Origin of the sequence: Nocardioides sp. ChNu-99 (assembly GCF_029493445.1) — a bacterium.
In the GTDB taxonomy this organism is placed as follows: Bacteria; Actinomycetota; Actinomycetes; order Propionibacteriales; family Nocardioidaceae; genus Nocardioides.
In genome coordinates this window covers 21,416-41,402 of sequence record NZ_JAHWBL010000027.1, presented here as the reverse complement: position 1 = coordinate 41,402, position 19,987 = coordinate 21,416, and the positions used below count along the sequence as shown (strand labels likewise).

General features: G+C 73.3%; 20 protein-coding genes, 1 tRNA gene and 1 pseudogene. 8 read left to right on the top strand and 14 right to left on the bottom strand.

Annotation, left to right across the window (positions count from 1 at the left end; genetic code table 11):
- The first annotated feature begins 39 nt into the window (after window positions 1-39).
- The 4 genes from KK617_RS10815 to KK617_RS10800 all read left to right on the top strand — a co-directional run bounded on the left by KK617_RS10815 (window position 40) and on the right by KK617_RS10800 (window position 2,923).
- Window positions 40-408, top strand: a complete 369-nt coding sequence (locus KK617_RS10815) for a hypothetical protein (protein WP_277500011.1) — start codon at window positions 40-42, stop codon at window positions 406-408.
- Window positions 405-1,367, top strand: a complete 963-nt coding sequence (locus KK617_RS10810; RefSeq protein WP_277500010.1) for a hypothetical protein — start codon at window positions 405-407, stop codon at window positions 1,365-1,367. The genes KK617_RS10815 and KK617_RS10810 overlap by 4 nt, the downstream gene beginning before the upstream one ends.
- A gap of 102 nt (window positions 1,368-1,469) precedes the next feature.
- Window positions 1,470-1,868, top strand: a complete 399-nt coding sequence (locus KK617_RS10805) for a helix-turn-helix domain-containing protein (RefSeq protein ID WP_277500009.1) — start codon at window positions 1,470-1,472, stop codon at window positions 1,866-1,868.
- A gap of 83 nt (window positions 1,869-1,951) precedes the next feature.
- Window positions 1,952-2,923 (top strand): DUF3039 domain-containing protein, encoded by a 972-nt coding sequence (locus KK617_RS10800; RefSeq protein WP_277500008.1) that lies wholly within the window; start codon window positions 1,952-1,954, stop codon window positions 2,921-2,923.
- Between the two features lie 475 nt (window positions 2,924-3,398).
- Here the strand turns inward: KK617_RS10800 and KK617_RS10795 are convergent.
- The 6 genes from KK617_RS10795 to KK617_RS10770 all read right to left on the bottom strand — a co-directional run bounded on the left by KK617_RS10795 (window position 3,399) and on the right by KK617_RS10770 (window position 9,097).
- A tRNA-Met gene (locus KK617_RS10795) sits at window positions 3,399-3,472 on the bottom strand.
- Window positions 3,473-3,552: 80 nt separating this feature from the next.
- Window positions 3,553-6,618 carry a UPF0182 family protein gene (locus tag KK617_RS10790; protein ID WP_277500007.1) on the bottom strand — a complete coding sequence of 1,022 codons (3,066 nt, stop codon included), beginning with the start codon at window positions 6,616-6,618 and terminating at the stop codon, window positions 3,553-3,555.
- Window positions 6,615-7,250, bottom strand: coding sequence for a PPA1309 family protein (locus KK617_RS10785; protein WP_277500006.1), 636 nt, complete (start codon window positions 7,248-7,250; stop codon window positions 6,615-6,617). Before KK617_RS10785 ends, KK617_RS10790 begins: the two co-directional genes overlap by 4 nt.
- Window positions 7,247-8,302: a S16 family serine protease gene (locus KK617_RS10780; RefSeq protein ID WP_277500005.1), complete on the bottom strand. Its 1,056-nt coding sequence runs from the start codon at window positions 8,300-8,302 to the stop codon at window positions 7,247-7,249. The genes KK617_RS10785 and KK617_RS10780 overlap by 4 nt, the downstream gene beginning before the upstream one ends.
- A gap of 78 nt (window positions 8,303-8,380) precedes the next feature.
- Window positions 8,381-8,605: a hypothetical protein gene (locus KK617_RS10775; RefSeq protein ID WP_277500004.1), complete on the bottom strand. Its 225-nt coding sequence runs from the start codon at window positions 8,603-8,605 to the stop codon at window positions 8,381-8,383.
- A 42-nt stretch (window positions 8,606-8,647) separates the two neighbouring features.
- Window positions 8,648-9,097: a molybdenum cofactor biosynthesis protein MoaE gene (locus KK617_RS10770; protein ID WP_277500003.1), complete on the bottom strand. Its 450-nt coding sequence runs from the start codon at window positions 9,095-9,097 to the stop codon at window positions 8,648-8,650.
- Between the two features lie 115 nt (window positions 9,098-9,212).
- Here KK617_RS10770 and KK617_RS10765 point away from each other — a divergent pair, with 115 nt between their 5' ends.
- Together KK617_RS10765 and KK617_RS18690 are read left to right on the top strand one after the other, a co-directional pair.
- Complete coding sequence (locus tag KK617_RS10765) at window positions 9,213-10,625, top strand: zinc-dependent metalloprotease (RefSeq protein ID WP_277500002.1); 1,413 nt, start codon at window positions 9,213-9,215, stop codon at window positions 10,623-10,625.
- A pseudogene (locus tag KK617_RS18690) lies at window positions 10,622-11,119 on the top strand (NUDIX domain-containing protein); the annotation flags it as partial. The gene KK617_RS10765 and the pseudogene KK617_RS18690, both read left to right, overlap by 4 nt.
- 77 nt (window positions 11,120-11,196) lie before the next feature.
- Here the strand turns inward: KK617_RS18690 and KK617_RS18685 are convergent.
- From KK617_RS18685 to KK617_RS10745, 3 genes are all read right to left on the bottom strand, one after another.
- A complete protein-coding gene (locus KK617_RS18685; protein ID WP_346812991.1) occupies window positions 11,197-11,898 on the bottom strand; it encodes a M48 family metallopeptidase in 702 nt (233 codons plus the stop codon).
- Window positions 11,899-11,916: 18 nt separating this feature from the next.
- The gene (locus tag KK617_RS10750; protein WP_277500001.1) at window positions 11,917-12,957 is read right to left on the bottom strand and encodes a PHP domain-containing protein; all 1,041 of its coding nucleotides are present in this window, start codon (window positions 12,955-12,957) and stop codon (window positions 11,917-11,919) included.
- Between the two features lie 308 nt (window positions 12,958-13,265).
- The gene (locus tag KK617_RS10745; RefSeq protein ID WP_277500000.1) at window positions 13,266-14,090 is read right to left on the bottom strand and encodes an enoyl-CoA hydratase/isomerase family protein; all 825 of its coding nucleotides are present in this window, start codon (window positions 14,088-14,090) and stop codon (window positions 13,266-13,268) included.
- Between the two features lie 127 nt (window positions 14,091-14,217).
- Here KK617_RS10745 and KK617_RS10740 point away from each other — a divergent pair, with 127 nt between their 5' ends.
- Window positions 14,218-15,282, top strand: coding sequence for a hypothetical protein (locus tag KK617_RS10740; RefSeq protein WP_277499998.1), 1,065 nt, complete (start codon window positions 14,218-14,220; stop codon window positions 15,280-15,282).
- Between the two features lie 50 nt (window positions 15,283-15,332).
- Here the strand turns inward: KK617_RS10740 and KK617_RS10735 are convergent, their stop codons facing one another.
- The 4 genes from KK617_RS10735 to KK617_RS10720 form a co-directional block, all read right to left on the bottom strand.
- Window positions 15,333-15,551, bottom strand: a complete 219-nt coding sequence (locus tag KK617_RS10735; RefSeq protein ID WP_277499997.1) for a hypothetical protein — start codon at window positions 15,549-15,551, stop codon at window positions 15,333-15,335.
- 156 nt (window positions 15,552-15,707) lie between these two features.
- Window positions 15,708-16,025: a WhiB family transcriptional regulator gene (locus tag KK617_RS10730; protein WP_277499995.1), complete on the bottom strand. Its 318-nt coding sequence runs from the start codon at window positions 16,023-16,025 to the stop codon at window positions 15,708-15,710.
- Between the two features lie 101 nt (window positions 16,026-16,126).
- On the bottom strand, window positions 16,127-16,342 hold the full coding sequence (locus KK617_RS10725; RefSeq protein WP_277499994.1) for a hypothetical protein: 216 nt from the start codon (window positions 16,340-16,342) through the stop codon (window positions 16,127-16,129).
- Window positions 16,343-16,496: 154 nt separating this feature from the next.
- Window positions 16,497-18,665 (bottom strand): UvrD-helicase domain-containing protein, encoded by a 2,169-nt coding sequence (locus KK617_RS10720; protein ID WP_277499993.1) that lies wholly within the window; start codon window positions 18,663-18,665, stop codon window positions 16,497-16,499.
- Between the two features lie 68 nt (window positions 18,666-18,733).
- On the opposite strand from KK617_RS10720, the gene KK617_RS10715 reads away from it, so the two are divergent.
- A complete protein-coding gene (locus tag KK617_RS10715) occupies window positions 18,734-18,982 on the top strand; it encodes a mycoredoxin (RefSeq protein WP_277499992.1) in 249 nt (82 codons plus the stop codon).
- Window positions 18,983-19,016: 34 nt separating this feature from the next.
- On the opposite strand, the gene nudC is transcribed toward KK617_RS10715, so the two are convergent.
- Window positions 19,017-19,982, bottom strand: a complete 966-nt coding sequence (nudC, locus tag KK617_RS10710) for an NAD(+) diphosphatase (protein ID WP_277499991.1) — start codon at window positions 19,980-19,982, stop codon at window positions 19,017-19,019.
- Window positions 19,983-19,987 lie beyond the last annotated feature (5 nt).

The window sequence follows — 19,987 nt, the reverse complement described above, 5'->3', positions numbered from 1 at the left end:
GGGCGGATCTTCAAGCTGCCCGCCGGGCGTAGCGGAAACGTGACGACCTGGGTCTGCTGGACCTGTCGTTCGCCATCCTCAGCCGGTACGCCGACGGCGGACAGCATCCGCCGCGAGCTTCAACATCGACTCGCGCAGCACAAGTCGCCGTCCATCAACAAGGGCGGGGCTGCCGTGCTGGCCGAACTCCTCGAGCGGGCGGTCAACGCAGGCTCGATTCCACAGGGGTTGGCGACCCTCGCGCGGGTCACTGAGCTCCGTGACCTGCTCCGAGAGGCAGTCGACTGGCGTGAGCCGGCGAATCTCTGCCACGAGCACGCGCTCATCGCCGTCATCGCGATCGACCAGCTCGTGCGAACCGGCGCCGTGAGCGTCATGGCCCGGACACTCGACAGGCCACACCCTTGAGCGAGCCCACGATCCGGCACGTCGGCGAGCATGCGTCGCCGGAGGCGATCGAGAACGCCTACGAGTGCATGAACGTGACCGACCCCGCGGTGCTGCAACGCTGGTCCGATGAGGAGACGGACTTCGAGCTCCTCTGGGCCGACGGCACCGGGATCGTCGTACGGACCGAGCACACGATTCTCGCCTGGGGCGGTCGCTTCGCGCCCGCCGGCGGGCATGCCGCTTTCGAGGTCCTTGAATGGGCCGCCGCTCACGACCGTCCGTGGGCCGTCGGCGGGACCCTGGTCCAAAGCGGAGCTCCGACGATCATCCTCCCCCGCTTGGTCAGCGACGGCTCCATTCCTGACCCAGAGGCTGTCCGTGCACTGGTGGCCGAGTGCGGACACCTGGACCCCGAACGGCAGTACGTCGTGATCGACCGCCGACCGAAGGTGATCGACCACTCCGGCATCGGCTGGACGACCATCGCCGAACATCCCCGCAAGAGATCCGCCGAGCGACCACTGCTCCTGATCGACGTCGACGGCTTCCTCTCGCCCTACAATCACCGGGACGAACGGCTCCCCGGGTTCACCGATCTGCAGATATTGAGCCACATGCAGGTCCACCTTTCTGGCGCACGGCGCCTCTTCGCCCTCGCCGACAGGTACGACTTGGCCTGGGCCACGACCTGGAACGAGGGAGCGAACGGCGTCGCGCAACGCTTGGGCCTGGCGTCGCTGCCCGTGGTGCCACTCGACGCCACGCGAGCACTGGAGGACGCGCCGTTCGAGAGCCCGAAGGCGAGTGCCATCCTCGCCTACGTCGGCGACCGGCCGTTCGCGTGGCTCGACGACTGGAACACGCGGAGCGACGCGATGCGGCTGCTCCGCGGCCACGATTGCCTCATCATCCGGATCGCGCCCCGCAGAGGCATCGAGGACCATCAACTCGAGGCGCTCAGCACGTGGGCGACGTGATGCACAACGCAAGGATTTCGATTGCGTCGGACCCCGAGCTAACCTAGTGTCATCTGTGTCATCTGAATCACCTGTGACACTACCTCCAACGTAGGTGCACCCATGAAGACTCTTGAGACCTCCAACATCCCTGCCGACCAGCTCGACGAACTCGACAAGTTCGCCGAAACCGCTGGTCCCGAGCTTCGCGATGTCCTGATGAGCCTGAGTCGTTGCGTGCGCGAAGGCGACGACGTCGTCGTCGTCATCGACGGCTCTCAGACCGTGACACCCAGCCAAGCTGCCGAGCGACTCGGCATGAGCCGCACGCACCTTTACAAGCTGCTCGACCGCGGAGAGATCGTGTTCCATCGCGTCGGCCGCGATCGTCGCATCCGCGTTCCCGACCTGCTCCAGTTCGAAGAGCAGCGCCAGCGCGACCGCCGTGAGCTCGCCGAGCGCTTCGCCCACCAGCGCCAGACCGCTGCCGCCGCGACCGACGAGATCGCCGACCTGCTCTGACTTGAGCGGGTCTGGCGATCTTCGTCGGCACCGTTCGGCAAGATGGGCGGGTGCACAACCGTCGAGCCCGTCCCACGCTTCGCGTGCTCAAGGAGGACCTGACGTCGGGCTGGGACTCCCCTGTCCCGCAGCGAAGGATCGCAGCCGGGCAGCACAGCGAACTGCATCCGGTGAGCGAGCTGCCACACCCGATCATCGCGAAGGCAACCGAATCCTTCGGTCCGGACGCGGCGCACGACAACTACGTGGGTCCGGTCGCCAGCGCGGCGCAGCTGCGACTCCTCGAGATCAAGCAGTCACAGTGGCGAGGCGGCGTCTGGCAGGACGACGAAACCGGCGTGTGCTGGCTAGTCGTCGCCGGCCTGGCCAAAGGCGGGCACCAGGACCGCGACGACTTCTACCAGCGCGTCCAGCGTGAGAACGACTCTGGCGACATCAGCGACTGGCTCCCCTCCAAGGACGACATTCGCCTACTCAAGCAGGAGACGGCAGCCCGTCTGATGACAGAGTGGGAGCTCGGCGTCCAAAGGCTCGTCAGGGACGTCTTGCGCACCATTCACGAAGGAGGCGCCGCGCAGCTGGCGGTCGAGCATCCGATCCCCGGCAAGGGCGGGCTCGCCCAGGTCGAGATCTCGGTAATCGCCGTCAGGGACGACGACTACGTGGCCGATGAGGTCGTCGTCGAGATCGTGCCAGCCGCAGGATTCGCATGGAGCAACCTGATGTGGCAACTGACTGCTCGAGTCCTGAACTCCATCGACCCGCCAGAACAGCGCTGGGACCGATACAAGGACACGTACTCCAACATCGGCGAAGTCGGGGCCTGGACTGAGCGTCTCACTGCGCTCGATGAACACGTCCGCTCGGGCACGTTGGCCACATCCGCGCCAGGATCCGTGAGCCACTTCAGCCATCGAAAGCACCTGGCTGGAAGCACGATCGAGGGCACTGCCGTGCGGGCGCTCTGCGGCACGTTCTTCGTGCCGACCCAGGATCACAAAGCCCTGCCCGAATGCCCCACCTGCTCCCAGAGGTTCGCCGAGCTTCCGGGATAGGAAGACAACTGGTCCGGCGCGTCAGATCCGGTCCAACAAGTCCTCGAGAGCCCGCAGCTCATCCAGGGCCTCGCGCTGCCTGGCAACTCGCTGCGCACAGAAGACATCCAGATCGGCTTCCCGGATGATCACGCCGCCCGCAGAGGGACGGCCAACCAGGATCCTCTGGCCGAGGAGCCCTTCGACCGACGGTCGCGGCAGGCCGAGGCGGTCAGCGGCCTCATCGAGCCGAAGCCATTACTCCCCGTCGCCGTCCATGTCGTCATCATGGCTCTGCCACCGGAGTTCGGCCGCGGACATTTCACGGACGAGATTTCCCAGTCCGTCCACTCGGATCCACGCAGATCCACGGCCGTCGGGACCGACGTCACACGGCAACGACTGCGGACAGGTTGCGGACAAGCGCCGAAAACGCGAATCAGGGGCGGCTTCCGGATCTCTCCGGAAACCGCCCCTGACCTGCTGTTTCTTTTTGTAGCGGGGGCAGGATTTGAACCTGCGACCTCTGGGTTATGAGCCCAGCGAGCTACCGAGCTGCTCCACCCCGCGTCGGTGAACAGAACGTTACGCGACCACCCGCACGGTGCCAAATCGGGGGTGGGTGACACCGGTCACCCACCCCCGACCGGTCACTCCGTGGGCTCGGCCGACGGCTCGGCCGGCTGCTCCGTGGCCTCGGCCGACGGGTCCGCCGTGGCGTCCGCGGAGGGCTCGCCCTCAGCGGCGGCACCGGCACCCGGCAGCTGCGCGGCGAGCTCGAGCGCGTCCTCGATCAGCGCCTGCGCGTCGCGGATGTTGTCCTGGTAGGTGCCCAGGTCGCCCTCCTCGAGCGCGGCGTCGGCGGCCGCGAAGAGCCGGTCCGCCTCGCTGAGGGCGGTGGCGATCCGCTGCTCGACCGTGCCGGTCGGCTCGGTCGGCTCCTCGGGAGCGTCCGGGTCGTCCGGGTCGAACGGCGGTGCCACCGGTCCGTCGTCCAGCGAGACGCCCAGGACGTCGCCCAGCGCCTGCGCCAGCGTCTGCCCGATGCCGACGTTGTCGTCGCCGAACGAGACGGCCACGAAGCGGAGCACGGGGTAGTTGCCGTCACCGGCGGTGCGGATCGAGTAGAGCGGCTGCACGTAGAGCAGGCTCTCCCCCACCGGCAGGGTCAGCAGGTTGCCGAACACGGGCCGGACCTCGCCCTGGCGGTACGGGAACAGCGCGTCCGTCACGCCCTGGTCGGACTGGATCTGGTTGGCGATCTGCCCGGGACCCGCCACCTGGCTGCTGGAGCTCAGGCGCCGCACGCGGAACTCGCCGTACGTGTCGGAGGAGGCGTCGCCGTCCACCTGCACGAAGGCCGCGAGGTTCTGGCGGTTGGCCGGCGTGTAGACGCTGGTGAGCGAGAACGTGTCCGGCTCGACCTGGTCACCCGACGGCACCGAGAGCCGGTACGCCGGCTGCAGGCTCCGGTCGTTGTTCGGGTCGACCGGCACCTGCCAGCGGTCGTTGCCCTCGTAGAAGTCGCCCGCGTCGTCCACGTGGTACGACGCCAGCTGGAAGCGCTGCACCTTGAACATGTCCTCGGGGTAGCGCATGTGGTTCAGCAGGCCCTCGGGGATCTCCGAGCGCGGCTGCACCGTGCCCGGGAACGAGTCCATCCACGACCGCAGCATGGGGTCGTCCTCGTCCCACGCGTAGAGGGTGACCGTGCCGTCGTACGCGTCGACGGTCGCCTTCACCGCGTTGCGGATGTAGTTGATGTCGTCGGTCGGCACCGTCTGGAACGGGTTGTCGTTCTGCAGCGCGTCGTCGGTCATCTCGTCGAACGACTCGCGGTTCGACAGCGGGAACTGGTCCGTCGTCGTGTAGCCGTCGACGATCCAGACGACCTTGCCGTCCACCACGGCCGGCAGCGCGTCGCCGTCGACCGTCAGCCACGGGGCGACCTTCTCGACCCGGCGGCCCGGCTCGCGGTCGTAGAGGATCCGGGAGTTCTCGTTGACCCGGTCCGACAGCACGATGTTCGGCTCGCCGAACTTCACCGCGTACAGCAGCTTGTGGAACAGGCCACCGACCTCGACGCCGTCGGCGCCGTCGTACGTCGTGGTGGTCCCGCCCTCGTTGCCCCGCGGCAGGTCGAGCTCGACGTCGTTCGCGCCCTCGCTGCCCTTGCCGACGATCGAGTACGACGGGCTGTTCTCGCCGAAGTAGATACGGCCCTCGTAGCCGTCCTCTCCCGAGATGTCCGTGAGGTCGCCGACCGGCGGAAGGTCGCGCTCGGCCCACGCCGGGGCCTCCGGCACGATCGTCGCGTTGTCCGCGCGCTTCTGGTTGCCGTAGGCGGCGATGACGCCGTACCCGTGCGTGTAGACGGTGTGGAGGTTGGCCCAGTTCTGGCTGCCCTCCGAGATGCCCGCCTGGTTCAGCTCGCGCACGCCGAGCACGACGTCGCGCTCGATGCCGTCGATCTCGTAGGTGTCGACGTCGAGCACGTCCGAGACCGTGTAGTAGCCGCGCACCTGCTGCAGCTGCTGGAAGGTCTGCGGCACGACCGCCGGGTCCACCAGGCGCACGCCGCCGCTGTTGGCGACGGTGCTGGCCAGCTGCGCCCGCGAGTCCTCCGACAGGTTCGTCAGGTCGGTCTCGGCGTCGAAGTCGTCGATGTTGACGTCGTCGATCCCGTACGCGTCCTTGGTCGCGGCGAGGTGCTTCTCGATGTACGGCGCCTCCCGGTCCGCCTGCGACGGCAGCACCTGGAAGCGCTCCATGATCGCGGGCCAGATCATGCCGAGCAGGATCGAGGACAGCACGAGCAGGCCGAGGCCCACGCTCGGCAGCATCCACGTGCGGCGCCAGACGTTGAGGAAGAAGAGGATCGCGCAGATCACCGCGATGCCCATGAGGATGTTCTTCGCCGGCAGCACCGCGTTCTCGTCGGTGTAGCCCATGCCGTCGATGTAGCCGCCGGTGCCGGTCAGCAGGTCGAAGCGGTCGAGGTAGTAGTCGAGCCCCTTGACCAGGACGAGCAGGCCGACGAGCACGGAGAGCTGCACCTGCGCGGCGCTCGAGAGCTTGTCGGTCGCGGCCTGCAGCCGGATGCCGCCGAAGAGGTAGTGCACGACGACCGCGCCCATGGCCGAGACGACCAGCATGGCCAGCACGAAGTCGGTGACGAAGTGGAACCACGGCAGGTCGAAGACGTAGAAGCCCAGGTCCTTGCCGAAGTAGGGGTCCGTCTCCTCGAAGGACTTGCCGTTGCGCCACAGCAGGAAGTTGCGCCACTGACCGGCGCCCGAGGTGCCGGCGAAGACGCCCATGAGCAGGCCGATGACCACGAGCAGCCACCGGCGTACCGGCGTGACCGCCTCGCGGTAGCGGTCGAGGCTCGTCTGCTCCGGCGAGGCCGGGCGGAAGACGGGCCGGAAGCGGTAGGCCAGCCACATGCTGGTCGTCACGGCCGCGGCCATGAGCAGGCCGAACACGGCGAACAGCGCGATGCGGGTCCACACCAGCGTCGAGAACACGTCGGAGTAGCCCACGGAGTCGAACCACAGGCGTTCGGTCCAGAACGACGAGAAGCCCGCGAGCGCGATGAGACCGGCGACCACGACTCCCGCCGTGATGAGCAGTGCGCGCGAACGACCCGAGGGGGCCGGTCTCGTGCGCGGGCCGCCGCGGGGCGGCCGGGGGCCGGAGTCGAAAAGGTCGCTCACGTGTCTCGGTTCTCCTCGTCGAGGGTGGTGGCCAGCAGCTGGACGAGTCCCGGCACCAGGTCGGGTCCACCGACCACCGACTGCTCGTCGTCGTGCGATCGCATGCGCAGGGCGCAGTACGCCGCCCCCGCTCGCGTGACGCCCACGACCATGCGCACCTCTTGGCGCAGGGGGTGGGCGCGGGCGAAGGCGTCGGCCTCCGCCGGGTCCTGGGGGATCTCGGGGTCGACCTCGGGCGGCAGCACGAGCCGCTCGAGCACGGCGGCGCACCCGGCGACGGCCGGGGGCCACGAGATGTCGGCGACGGCGCGCTCGAACGCACCGGGCCCGCCGGGCAGCTCGTCCTGCTCCACCGGGGTCAGCGACCCCTCCGCGCTGGCGTCGTCGAGGCCGGCGCTGGCGGCCAGCTCGGGCGCCTGCGCCACGAGCAGGCCGGTGTCGACCAGGGCGTAGAGGCGGGCGGGCTGGTCCCAGCCCGCCGTCGCGGCGTGCGACTCCAGCTCGAGGACGGCGGCGGCCAGGGCCGGGTCCGTGTCGAGCTCGGCGGCGAGGTCGCGCTCGAGCGCGGGCGCGTCGTCGGCGCCCGGGCCGGGCTGGTCGGGCTGCTCGGGGCGGTCGGTCTGCTCCGTCACCGGGTCACGTCCTCACAGGTCAGCACGTCGGCGTCGACGTCGTCAGCGAGCGCCGTGAGCGTCTCGACGGCGCGGTCGAAGGTGTCGATGGCGACGAGGCGGACGTCGCCGTTGGCGGCCCCCAGGGCCTCGCCGCAGTTGTCGACGGGCACGAGGAAGACCGCGGCCCCGTCGTCGCGGGCCCCGGGGATCTTCTGGGCGATGCCCCCGATCGGGCCCACCTCGCCCTCCGGCGAGATGGTGCCGGTGCCCGCCACGTGCAGGCCGCCGGTGAGGTCCCCGGGCGTCAGGTAGTCGTAGACGGCGAGCGCGAACATCGTGCCGGCGCTCGAGCCGCCGATGCCGGCCGGCGGGGTCAGCCGCACGGGGAAGGGGAAGTCGTAGCCCTGGACGGGGGTGATCCCGATGACGGCCCGGTCGTCCTCCTCCACGGGGACGATCTCCACCTCGCGCTCCTCGCCGTCGCGCTCGACGGTCGCGGCCAGGCGGGCCCCGACCCCGGCGCGCTGGACGACCTCACCGATCTCGGCCGGGGCGGTCACGGCCCGACCGCCGATGCTGCGCACGACGTCCCCCGGCTGCAGCAGGCCCTCGGCCGGGTAGCCGACGCGCACGCCGCCGACCTGCACGTTGGCCGTGAAGTCGATGTCGAGGGCCGCGAGGGCGACGGCGATCGAGACGTCGACCGAGCCCGTCATCTGGGCCGTCGAGATCATCTCGCTGGTCGCGTTGTCCTCGTCCTCGTCGTACACGCTGTCGTAGGGGCGCACCGCCGCGTCGGGGTCGCGCCACGCCGAGAGGGCCTGCACCAGGGCCAGCTGCGTCTCCGGGCGGGTGATGCTCGCGGTGGTCATCCGCAGCTCGCCGGACTCCGGCGGGAAGCTCTCGTGCTCCTCGACCTCGACGATCGGCGTGCCGTCGCTCTCGCCCAGCAGGTCGGCCGTCGTGCCCGGGTAGTAGGTGACGAACGGGGCGGGGAGGAACAGCGCGGCGGACCACAGCCCGACGACGAGCGGCACCGCCACGACGCCCGCCAGGGTCCGCTGCTTCATGGGCCCCACCCTCTCAAATGGCCGCAAGGACGCGGTCATCGCCCGACACCCGACGGCACCCGGCGACCGGGGCGTCGCTCAGCCGGCCTCGCGCCGTCGCACCGCGACGCCGCTGCTGCGGTCGCGCCGCGCCTCGCCGGGCACCGCGTAGCCGGCGGCCGGCGGCCGGCGCAGGGCGTCGCCGAGGCGGCGTACCTGCTCGTGGCGGTCGGGCGCGGGACGGTCGCGGTCCAGCCACGTCACCCACACCATCGCCCCCAGGGTGACGACGACGGGCGGCACGAGCCAGAGCAGGATCTCCACCCGGTGAGGGTACGGCGGGCGCCGCCCCCGACCGGGCAGGCGCTACGGCGTGCCCACCCAGCTGTCGTCGCCGTCGGCGAACAGCTGGTGCTTCCAGATCGGCACGCGCTCCTTGAGCCGGTCGATGAGCGCGCGGGACGCGTCGAAGGCGGTGCCGCGGTGCGCGGCCGCCGTGCCCAGGACCACTGCGGCGTCACCGATCGCCAGGTCGCCCACGCGGTGCAGCACCGCGACCGCCTGCACGTCGAAGTCGGCCGCGACCTCCGCGCAGACCGCCTCGAGGGCGGCCTGGGCGCCGGGGTGCGCCACGTACCCCAGCCCGGTCACGCCACGACCGCCGTCGTGGTCGCGCACCCGCCCGACGAAGAGGTCGATCGCGCCCGACGCCGGGTGGTCGAGCGCGGCGACCACCTCCGCCAGGTCCAGGGCCTGCTCGCGCAGGCCCACGAGACGCACGACGGCGGCGGGGGCGGCGGACACCTCGGGGCTCACCCGTCCGATCGTAGTGACCCCGCACACCCGGACCCGCACACCCGGACCCGCACACCCGGACCCGCGCCCGTCCTCGGCCGGTCGCGGGCCGTGCGTGCCGGAGTAACGTTGCACCATGAGCGACGAGCCCGGCGACCCCGGCGGCGACCGACCCGGCGACGGCGAGAACCCGTTCCGCGGGACCCCCTTCGAGGCCCTCTTCTCCGGCAGCGGCCTCGGCGCGTTCCTCGGTGGCGGTGGGGGCGGCATGCCCGACCTCTCCGGCCTGATGCAGCAGGTGCAGGCGATGATGCAGCCGCACGACGGCCCCATCAACTGGCCGGTCGCGGTGGATCTCGCCCGCCGACAGGTGGCCTCCTCCCCCGACCCGTCGCCCACCAGCGGCCAGGTCTCGGCCGTGGCCGACGCCGTGCGCCTCGCCGACCTGTGGCTGGACGCGGCGACCGACTTCCCGAGCGGCGTCACCTCGACGGCCGCGTGGAGCCGCGCGGAGTGGGTCGTGGGCACGACCGACGTCTGGAAGGTGCTCGTCGAGCCCATGGCCGAGCAGGCCGTCGGTTCCCTCGGCAACGCGCTGCCCGAGCAGGCCCGCGCGATGGGCGGACCGATCCTCGACCTGATGGCCAAGGCGACCGGCGCCATGCTGGCCTCCCAGATCGGGCAGGGCCTCGGCACGCTCGCGGGCGAGGTGCTCAGCGCCTCCGACATCGGCCTGCCGCTCGGCCCCACCGGTCGCGCTGCGCTCGTGCCGGCCAACATCGCCACCTTCGCCGAGGGCCTCGACGTGCCCGCCGACGACGTCCTGCTCTACCTGGCGCTGCGCGAGGCCGCCCACCAGCGCCTGTTCGCGCACGTGCCGTGGCTGCGGAGCCACCTCGTCGAGGCCGTCGCGGCGTACGCCCGCGGCATCGACATCGACGTCGAGGGCATCCAGCAGAAGCTGCAGAGCCAGCTCGGCGACCTCGACCCGACCAACCTGGCCGGGCTGCAGGAGGCCATGGAGGGCGGGCTCTTCGAGATCGAGCAGTCCCCCGCGCAGAAGGCGGCGCTCGAGCGGCTCGAGGTGACCCTCGCGCTGGTGGAGGGCTGGGTCGACGAGGTCGTCGGCCAGGCCACCGCCGAGCGGATGCCGAACGCGGTGCGCCTCGCCGAGGCCGTGCGCCGGCGCCGGGCCACCGGTGGTCCCGCCGAGCAGACGTTCGCGACCCTCGTGGGCCTCGAGCTGCGGCCCCGCCGCCTGCGCGACGCCTCGACGCTCTGGGGCTCCCTGCGCACCCGTCAGGGCACGGAGGGCCGCGACGGCGTGTGGATGCACCCCGACCTGCTGCCGAGCGCCGCCGACCTCGACGACCCGCTCGGGTTCCGCGAGGACGCGCTCACCACGGACGAGCTCGTCGAGGACGACTTCGACGCCGCCCTGCGTGACCTGCTGGCCGGCCCGGAGGGCGAGCCGCAGGCCGGCACCGACGGGGAGGACGACGAGGACGGCGGCGGGGAGCCCCCGACGCGGCCCGGCCCCACGGGGTGAGCCTCCACGCCGACGCGCTGGCCCTGCTGGAGGCGTGGGCCGCGCCGGTCCCCCACCAGGAGACGCTGCGCGAGCAGTACGTCGCGCACCTGCGGGCGCACCGCGACGGGGTGTACCGCCACGCCGCCCCGGACCACGTGACGGCGAGCGCCGTCGTGCTCGACGCGACCGCCGACCACGTGCTCCTCACCCTGCACGCCAAGGCCGGCCGGTGGTTCCAGCTCGGCGGGCACTGCGAGACCGGTGACACGACGCTGGCCGGGGCCGCCCTGCGCGAGAGCGCGGAGGAGTCGGGCCTCCCGGCGCACCGGCTGGTGGTGGACCCGGCGCCGGTGCAGCTCTCCGCGCACCCGGTGCCGTTCTGCCGGCCCCCCACGCTGGGTCCCGACGACGTCGTGCACCACCTGGACGTGCGGTTCCTCGTCGTCGTCGACGGCGCCGACGAGCCGGTCGTGAGCGAGGAGTCCCTCGACGTGCGGTGGTGGCCGGTCGACGCGCTGCCGGACCCCGAGCCCGACCTCGTCGAGGCGGTGACGTTCGCCCGCGCCCGGCTGACGGCGCGGGTGGGCGCTCAGTCGGTGCCGGGCACGCCGGACGCCGAGCCCGCTGCGGGGTCACCCGGCTCGTCCGCGAGCGCGTCGAACCCGTCGGGGTCAGCGGGGTCGGCGGGATCGTCCAGGTCGTCGGGCTCCTCCCCCGGCGGCGGCTCCAGCCGCCCGGCGGCGGAGTAACCGAGCAGGTAGCCCTTCGCGCGCTCGGCGTGCGGGTAGTGCGCCACCCACGCCCAGAAGTCGGCGTCGTGGCCGGGGACGAGCAGGTGCGCGAGCTCGTGGACGAGCACGTAGTCCACGACCCACGCCGGCATGCCCTGCAGCCGCGAGGAGAGGCGGATCGTGCTGTCCCCGGGGGTGCAGGAGCCCCAGCGCGAGCGCTGGTTGTCCACCCACCGCACGGACGCGGGGCGCGCCATCCCGCCCAGGTAGCGGTCGCTGAGCCGGCGTGCGCGACCGAGCAGCTCGTCGTCGCTGGGGCGGGCGCGGGCGTCCGAGCGCTCGATGCGCCGCACCATCTCCGCCACCCAGCGCTCGATCTCGGCGTCGCTGAGCGCTGCGGGCACGAGGACGACGATCCGGCCGCCCTCGCGGTACGCCGAGACCGTGCGCCGTCGGCGACGGGAGCGGCGTACCTCGACGTCTGGCCGGGCTCCGGTGCGGCCCGTGCCGTCGGGCGTGACGTCGCCCCGGTCCGCGCCGGGGCCGGCCCCCGGCTCCATGGAGGGGACGCTAGCGCGTCAGGAGGGCCGCGCCCAGGACGTCAGACGCTCCCGCGTCCACGTGTTGACGATGCGGTCGGGGTTGATACCGGCCTCCTCGGCCCGCTCGCAGCCGTGGACCTGCAGGTCCAGCTGGCCCGGTGCGTGGGCGTCGGAGTCGATGGAGAACAGGCACCCGACGTCGCGGGCCAGCTCGAGCAGGGCGGTGGGCGGGTCGCGCCGCTCGGGGCGGGCGTTGATCTCCACCGCCACGTCGTTCTCCGCACAGGCCTCGAAGACGGCCCGCGCGTCGAAGGACGACGGCGGCCGGGTGCCCCGGTTGCCGCGCACGAGCCGGCCCGTGCAGTGGCCGAGCACGTTCGTGAACGGGTTGCGCACCGCCGCCACCATCCGGCGGGTCATGGGCGCAGGGTCCATGGCGAGCTTGGAGTGCACGCTCGCGACCCGGACGTCGAGCCGCTCCAGCAGGGCGTCCTCCTGGTCGAGCGCACCGTCGTCGAGGATGTCGACCTCGATCCCCTTGAGCAACCGGAAGCCGCCGTCGGCGAGGTGCTCGTTGACCGCATCGACCACGTCGAGCTGGCGCCGCAGGCGGGCGGGGCTCAACCCGTTCGCGACCCGCAGGCGCGGCGAGTGGTCGGTCAGCACGAGGTAGTCGTGGCCCAGCTCCATCGCCGTCATCGCCATCTCCTCGATGGGCGAGCCGCCGTCCGACCAGTCCGAGTGGGAGTGCAGGTCGCCGCGCAGGGCCCGGCGCAGGTCGTGCCCGCCGGCGGTGAGGGGTCCGCCGTACCGCTCCTCGGTCTCGGCGAGGCGGGCGGGCAGCTCCCCGCGGGCGGCCTCCTCGGCGACGCGGGCGGTGCTGCGGCCGACGCCGGGCAGGTCGGTGAGGGTGCCGTCGCCCGCGCGGCGCGCCAGCTCCTCGGGCGGCAGGTCGAGCAGCGCGGCCGCGGCGGCCCGGTAGGCCTTCACCTTGTAGGTGTCCTCGCGGGCGCGTTCGAGGAGGAAGGCGATGCGGCGCAGCGCCGCCACCGGACCCCCGTCGTAGCTCTGCGTCACCGTCGGCTCTCCTCCCCAGGGTGTGGACGACCATCCTGGCAGGTCAGCGGTGGTCGTCGACGGTCCGCCGCGGGCACGCTCCCCAGGTGCCTCCCCGCCCCGGGCACGCTCCTCCACGGACCGCGGCCCCTCGTCCACACGTCCTCCACAGGTTCGTCCACAGGGGTGGACGACCGCGCCCGGCGTCGCCGTTGACCGGGGGGTCACCACCCCCTAGCGTGGAGGGCGACGAGGCCCCCGGGTCCGTCGTGCTCCGCAGGCAAGGGGAAGGCCGGCGGCGCCACGACGGCCGGGGGCCTCGCTCTCGCTCAGCGGCCGCGGAAGACCGGGGTACGACGCTCCCGCGCCGCGGCGATCCCCTCCTGCAGGTCCTCGGTGGCCAGGGTGATCGGCTGGGCCATCGCCTCCCACTGCAGCCCGGCCTCGATGTCGGCGTGGCGCGACCGGAGCGCCAGCGTCGTCAGGCGGCTCGGCACCGGCGCGGTGGCCGCGACCGCGTGGGCCGCGGCGAGCACCTCGTCGACGAAGGTCTCGCGCTCGATGACGCGCGAGACCAGGCCGAGCGCGAGGGCCTCCTCGTCGGCGACGAGACGCCCGGTCAGCAGCAGGTCCCGCGCGTGAGCGGGACCCACCACGTCGGGCAGCAGGTAGGTCGCGGCCATGCCCGGGTGCATGCCGAGGTTCACGAACGGCACGCCCAGCTTGGCGCCACGGGCGGCGTAGCGGATGTCGCAGGCCAGCGCCACGCAGAGCCCGGCGCCGATGGCGGCGCCGTTGAGGGCCGCGATGGTGGGCACCTCGAGGCGGCGGATCGACAGCCACCCCCGGTAGAACGGCAGCATCCGGGCGCGCAGGTCGTCGACCGACGCCTCGGGATCGCCCGCGATCCACCTCTGGTCGCCCCCGGAGCAGAACGCCGAGCCCTCGCCGCGCACGACCACCGCCCGGACGTCGCGGTCCCCCACCAGGCCGTCGACCGCCTGCTGCCACGACGCCGACATCGGGGCGGACATGGCGTTGCGCTGGTCGGGGTTGTCGAGGACGAGCACGACGACGCCGTCGTCGTACCGCTCGACCCGCAGGTGGGGCAGCTCGGTCGTGGTGGGGGCGCCGGCCCCGGGGGTGTCCGTCATGGTCGGCAGGCTAGCCCCGGGCGGGGACGACGGCGTGACCCGCGCCACGCGGGCGGCCCCGGGCGCCGCCCCGTGCCCTGTGGAGAGCGCACGGCGCACCGCCGCGGCCCGTGCCAGGCTCGTCGTCGTGGACGTGCGCGAGGACGAGCGACGAGGCGGGGTCGCCGCCGGGGTGGCTGCCGGGGCGACCGCTGGGGTGGGTGGGACCGACGTGGCGCCGCGACGGGCCGTGCTGCGCCCCGGCTGGGTCCCGGTGCGGCGCGGCGACGGCCACCTGCAGGTCGGGGTCGACGGCCCCGAGCGGGCGCTGCTCCCCGCGACCGACGCGGTGCGGGAGCACCTCGTCGCGCTGCACACCGCCGGGGCGGGCCCGACGCCCGACGCCCCCTCCGCCCGGGACGCCCACCGGCGCCTCGCCGAGGCGGGGCTGCTGGTCGACGCGGACGCGCTCCTCGCCGCCCTCGGCACCGCGGGTGATGGCACCCGACGCTCGGCCGTCAGCGCACTGTGGGCCGACCACCCGGCCGACGCCGCGGACCGCCTGCACGGTCGGCGCGACGCCCGCGTGCGGGTCACGGGTGCGGAGCCGTGGCGCTCGGCGATCGAGGACGCGCTCGAGGAGGCGCTCGTCCGCCCCGCCGGTGATGGTGCGGGCGCGGGTACGGGCGCGGGTACGACGACGCGCGCCCCCGTGTGCACCGTGCACGTCGCGGTGGGTGAGCTGGACCGCGCGGTGGTCGACGAGCTGGTGCGCCGCGACGAGCCGCACCTGGTGGTCGTGCTGCGCGCGGGCGGGGCGCGCCTGGGGCCCTTCGTGGTGGCCGGCACGACCGCGTGCCAGCGCTGCGTGGACGCCGGCCGCAGCGAGGAGGACCCCCGCTACCCGCTCGTCGTCAGCCAGGCCGCGGCGAGCGCTCCCGGCCTCGTCCCGCCGCCCGTCGACCCCGGGCTGGCGCGATGGGCGGTCGGGTGGGCGGTCAGCGACGTGCTGCGCTTCGTCGACGGCGGGCTGCCCACCACCTGGTCGGCCACGGTCGACCTCGACGGGGCGATGCCGGCCCGCACGCCCTGGGCGCGCCACCCCTGGTGCGGCTGCAGCTGGGACGAGGTGGAGGAACGGGACGAGGCGGACGAGCAGCACGAGGTGGAGGAACGGCACGAGCCCGCCGGGACCTTCCCGACGGGCTCGTGACGGAGGTGCGTCCGAGGCTGGGCCGCCGTCACGGGACGGCAGCCGTCGACTCAGAGCGAGCGGGCCAGCTTGAGCCGCGCGCGGGCGGCGACGACCTCGGCCTTGCGGCTGAGGCGACGCGCCGCGACGAGGCGCTGGACCTGGTGGCGCTGCTCCGCCTCAAGGAGCAGCTCGGCTGACTGTGCTCGGGCCAGTTCTTCGTTGAGCAGTTGCATCTCGGTGTTCCTGTCCTGGGTGCTGGAGGTCTGGGGCTGCAGGGCGGTGGTCACGACGCGGTCACGTCCTGGCGGGTCGGGGTGGCGACGCGGTCGTCGCCGAGGGGACGCACACGGTGGTCGAGGTTCATCGGTTCCTCCTGGGGGTCATCGGGTGGTGCTGCGGGTGGTGCTGCGGGTGGTGCGGGTGCTGCGCGGACGGGTGCGGGCTCACGCCGCGACGGGGTTCTTCCGCGGGCGCCCCCGGGGGCGCTTGCGCGGGATCACCACGCCCTGGGCGAAGAGCTCTCCGCCCCACACGCCCCACGGCTCGCGGCGCTCGAGGGCGCCGTCGAGGCAGGGGGCCCGCACGGGGCAGTCGAGGCACAGGGCCTTCGCCGCCTCGACGTCGCCGGGCGACTCCGCGAACCACAGCTCGGCGTCCCCCCTGCGGCACGGCAGCAGCCGGGGGTCCACCTGGTCGGCGGCGTCGTGCAGCGCCCCGAGGGTGGGCAGTGCCGCGTCGGGCACCAGCTCGTGGACGGTCATGTCGTGTCACCTCCTTCGTCGACCTGTCGGTTGGGCGGGAAAACAGAAAGGCCACGGTTCCCGTGGGGGGACCGTGGCCTGGAGGCGCCGACTGAGCTGTGTCAGACGGGTGGACTCCAGGCAGGGGTCTCCGGGAACGCGAAGCCGCGCGGGGCAGCGGCGGGCGCGACGGCGCCACGGATGGCGTCGTACGCACGCAGACGCAGGCCGGCCACCCGGCCGGCCTCGCCACCGAGGGTCAGGTGGCGACGCGTGCAGGCGGACGTGCCGACGCCGGCGAGCTCGCTCGCCTTCCACGTCATCGTCGTGTTCTCCATGGGTGCCACCTCCTCCGGTCGATCTTCGTGCGCGGGCCGTGCCAGGGCCCTCGTCGCGCTCGTGGTCAGAACGGGCACGAAGTTACCCGCGCCCGCCCGTCATGGGCAATCTATTTTCTGACTCATTTCACCGCCGGTCTCCGGCGGGCCCGGATCAGCCCTCGTCGAGGGTCTCCCCGGCTCCCCCGGCTCCCCCGGCTCCCCCGGCGGCCGCTGCGGCCGCCGCCTCGGGCGTCTCGCCCGCGACGACGGCGAGCAGCTCGTCGCCGTACTTCTCCAGCTTCGAGCGGCCCACCCCGCTCACCTTCAGCAGGGCGTCCGCGCCACGGGGCTGGTGCTCCGCGACGAGCTGCAGCGTGGCGTCGGTGAACACCACGTACGCCGGCACGCTCTCCGCCGCGGCCCGGCCGCGCCGCCACTCGCGCAGGCGCTCGAACAGCTCCTCGTCGTAGGACGCCGGGCAGTCGGCGCAGCGCCCGACCTTCTTCTCGGCCGCCGAGTCCAGCGGGCGCCCGCACTCGCGGCAGTGCACCGCGTGCCGCGACTTCTTCCCCTTCGACCGCGTGCCCGCCCCGGCGACCTCCTCGAACGACGACGGCAGCACCGGGCGCAGGAAGCGCGAGGGCTTGCGCGAGGCGCGGCCGCCGGGCTGGCGGGCGCTGGCCCAGGAGACCACCAGCTCGCGGCGAGCGCGGGTGATCCCGACGTACAGCAGCCGGCGCTCCTCCTCGACCGCGGCCGGGGTGTCGGCGTAGCTGATCGGCAGGGCACCGTCGTGGATGCCGCACAGCAGCACCACGTCCCACTCGAGGCCCTTCGCCGCGTGCAGGGTGGCCAGCGTGACGCCGTCGGCCACCGGGGCGTGCTGCTCGGCGGCCCGGCGCTCGAGGTCCTCGACGAAGGCCGTCAGGTCGGCGGTGCCCGCGTCGCCGGCGAGGTCGACCAGCGCCTGCAGCGACTCCCACCGGTCGCGGGTCTGGCCGCGGGCGGCGGGGGGCTCCGCCGCCCAGCCCATGCCGGCCAGCGCCGAGCGGACGGCGTCGGGCAGCGGCACGTCGTCGTCGACCCCGGCCCGGGCCGTGCCGCGCAGCAGCGTGACGGCCTGGCGGACCTCGGGCCGGTCGAAGAAGCGGGCGGCGCCGCGCACGACGTACGGCAGGCCGCGGGCGGCCAGCGCCTCCTCGAACGCCTCGGACTGGGCGTTGATGCGGAAGAGGATCGCGACCTCGCCGAGCGGCACGCCCTGGGCGCGCAGGCGGGCCACCTCGGCGGCGGCCGCGTCGGCCTCGGCGACCTCGTCGGGCAGCGCGCGGGCCGCGATCTCGGGCCCCGCCGCGCCCTGCGCGCGCAGCTGGACGCCCTGGCTCTGCGTGCCCGCCAGCAGCGCGTTGGCGCCGGCGACGATCTGGGGGGTCGAGCGGTAGTTGCGCACCAGCTCGATCGAGGCGGCACCCGGGTGCTTGCGGTGGAACTCCCGCAGGTACGACGCGTCGGCCCCGGCGAAGCTGTAGATGGTCTGCGCGGGGTCGCCGACGACGCACACCTCGTCGCGCCCACCCAGCCACAGGTCGAGCAGCGCGGACTGCAGCGGCGAGACGTCCTGGTACTCGTCCACGACGAACCACCGGTACTGCCGGCGGACCTGGGCGGCGACCCGCTCGTCCTCGGCGAGCAGCCCCGCCGTCCACAGCAGCACGTCCTCCATGTCCATCCGGCCCTGGGAGCGCTTCGTCTCCTCGTAGGCCGTCAGCACGCGGGCCACCGCGGCCGCGTCGAGCCCGCCCACCGAGCGGCCGCGGGCCGTCGCGACCCGCGCGTAGTCGTCGGGCCCCACGTTCGAGACCTTGCTCCACTCGACCTCGGCGGCGAGGTCGCGCAGGAGCGCCGCGTCGGTGCCGATGCGCAGCCGCCGCGCCGCCGGACCGAGGATGCCGAGCTTCGACTGCACCAGCTCGGGCAGCTCGCTGCCGTGGACCCGCGGCCAGAAGTAGCGCAGCTGGCGCAGGGCGGCCGAGTGGAACGTGCGGGCCTGCACTCCCCCGGCGCCGAGCTGGCGCAGCCGGGTGCGCATCTCGCCGGCGGCCCGGGTCGTGAAGGTCACGGCCAGCACCTCCGTCGGCGCGTACACGCCCGTGGCCACGCCGTACGCGATCCGGTGGGTGATCGCGCGGGTCTTGCCCGTGCCCGCCCCGGCGAGCACGCGCACGGGCCCGCGCAGCGCCTCGGCGACCCGGCGCTGCTCGGGGTCGAGGGCCTCGAGGAGGGCGTCGGGCTGCAGCGCGGCGGGCGCGGACGACGTCGTCGGAGGGAGCGGCGACGGCATGGGGGAACATCTCCTCGGCGTGGAACGTTATGGCGCCGACGACACTAGACGCCCGAGGGGACACTTCGATGACCGCGACGTTCACCATGTACAGCACGCCCTGGTGCGGCTACTGCCACCGCCTGCGGGGGCAGCTCGACCGGGAGGGCATCGCCTACGACGTGGTCGACATCGAGCAGCAGCCCGACGCCGCCGCGCTGGTCGAGAAGGTCAACAACGGCAACCAGACGGTGCCGACGCTCGTCTACTCCGACGGCTCCGCGCAGACCAACCCGAGCCTGGCGCAGGTGAAGGCCAAGATCGCCTCCCTGGCCTGAGCGCCCGTCTCCCCCGCGCCCCTCGGCGCCCGCCTCACCAGCGGGTGTCGAGGGGCGCGCCGTACCAGGCCTGGATGAGGCGGTGCGATATCGACACCGATCCCGGCAGCGCCAGCGACCCGTCGGCCACCCCGCGGGCGATGTCGGCCCGGGTGAACCAGCGCGCGTCGGCCACCTCGGCGCCGTCGACGTCGATCTCCGTGGAGGTCGCGCGGGCGGTGAACCCGATCATCACGCTCGCCGGCAGGGGCCACGGCTGGTTGCCGAAGTAGGTCACCTCCCCCACCCGGACCGCCGTCTCCTCGGCGACCTCGCGGCGCACCGCGTCCTCGAACGTCTCGCCCGGCTCGACGAACCCGGCGAGCGTCGAGAACCGGCCCGCGGGCCACGCCCGGGCGTGACCGAGCAGGCAGCGCTCGTCGTCGGCGCCCGGCTCGCCGTCGGTGACGAGCATGATCACGGCGGGGTCCGTGCGCGGGAAGTGGTGCTTGCCGCAGCCGCGCGCCGTGGAGCACACGAGCACGTGGCCGGCGTGCGAGGGCGTGACCGGTCGGCCGCAGCGGGTGCAGAACCGGGTGCTCCAGTGCCACTCCGCCATCCCCGTCGCGTGGAGCACGAGCGGCGCGGTGGGGCCCTCGACGACGCCCTCCAGGACGGCCCGCAGGCCCTGCCACTGCTCCTCGGGGTGCGGGGCGCGGGCGGGGTCGAAGAGTGCCGCGAAGTACGTCGTGCCCTCGTGCTCGCCCAGCAGCAGCCGGGTCGCCGACGGCTCGGCGGCCGCGGCCGGCAGGTCGTCGACCGCGCCCCACGCGGGGACGCCGTCGGCGACGAGCATCCGGTTGCCGGCGATCGGCAGCACCCGTGTGTCCGGGGCCTCCCACGCCCGGCGCAGCCACGCCTCGTCGATGCGCTCGACGCCGTGGCGGTCGTGCGCGTACGCCGACAGCGCGACGTGCGGGAGGCGGTGGCCGGGGGTGGTCGGGGCGTCGCGGTCGGGCACCCCCC

Coding starts and splice junctions, on each gene's coding strand:
- KK617_RS10805 (WP_277500009.1), top strand. CDS start 1,470: ATGAAGACTCTTGAGACCTCCAACATCCCTGCCGACCAGCTCGACGAA.
- KK617_RS10780 (WP_277500005.1), bottom strand. CDS start 8,302: ATGAAGCAGCGGACCCTGGCGGGCGTCGTGGCGGTGCCGCTCGTCGTC.
- KK617_RS10765 (WP_277500002.1), top strand. CDS start 9,213: ATGAGCGACGAGCCCGGCGACCCCGGCGGCGACCGACCCGGCGACGGC.
- KK617_RS18685 (WP_346812991.1), bottom strand. CDS start 11,898: ATGGAGCCGGGGGCCGGCCCCGGCGCGGACCGGGGCGACGTCACGCCC.
- KK617_RS10745 (WP_277500000.1), bottom strand. CDS start 14,090: ATGACGGACACCCCCGGGGCCGGCGCCCCCACCACGACCGAGCTGCCC.
- KK617_RS10730 (WP_277499995.1), bottom strand. CDS start 16,025: ATGACCGTCCACGAGCTGGTGCCCGACGCGGCACTGCCCACCCTCGGG.
- KK617_RS10725 (WP_277499994.1), bottom strand. CDS start 16,342: ATGGAGAACACGACGATGACGTGGAAGGCGAGCGAGCTCGCCGGCGTC.
- KK617_RS10720 (WP_277499993.1), bottom strand. CDS start 18,665: ATGCCGTCGCCGCTCCCTCCGACGACGTCGTCCGCGCCCGCCGCGCTG.
- KK617_RS10715 (WP_277499992.1), top strand. CDS start 18,734: ATGACCGCGACGTTCACCATGTACAGCACGCCCTGGTGCGGCTACTGC.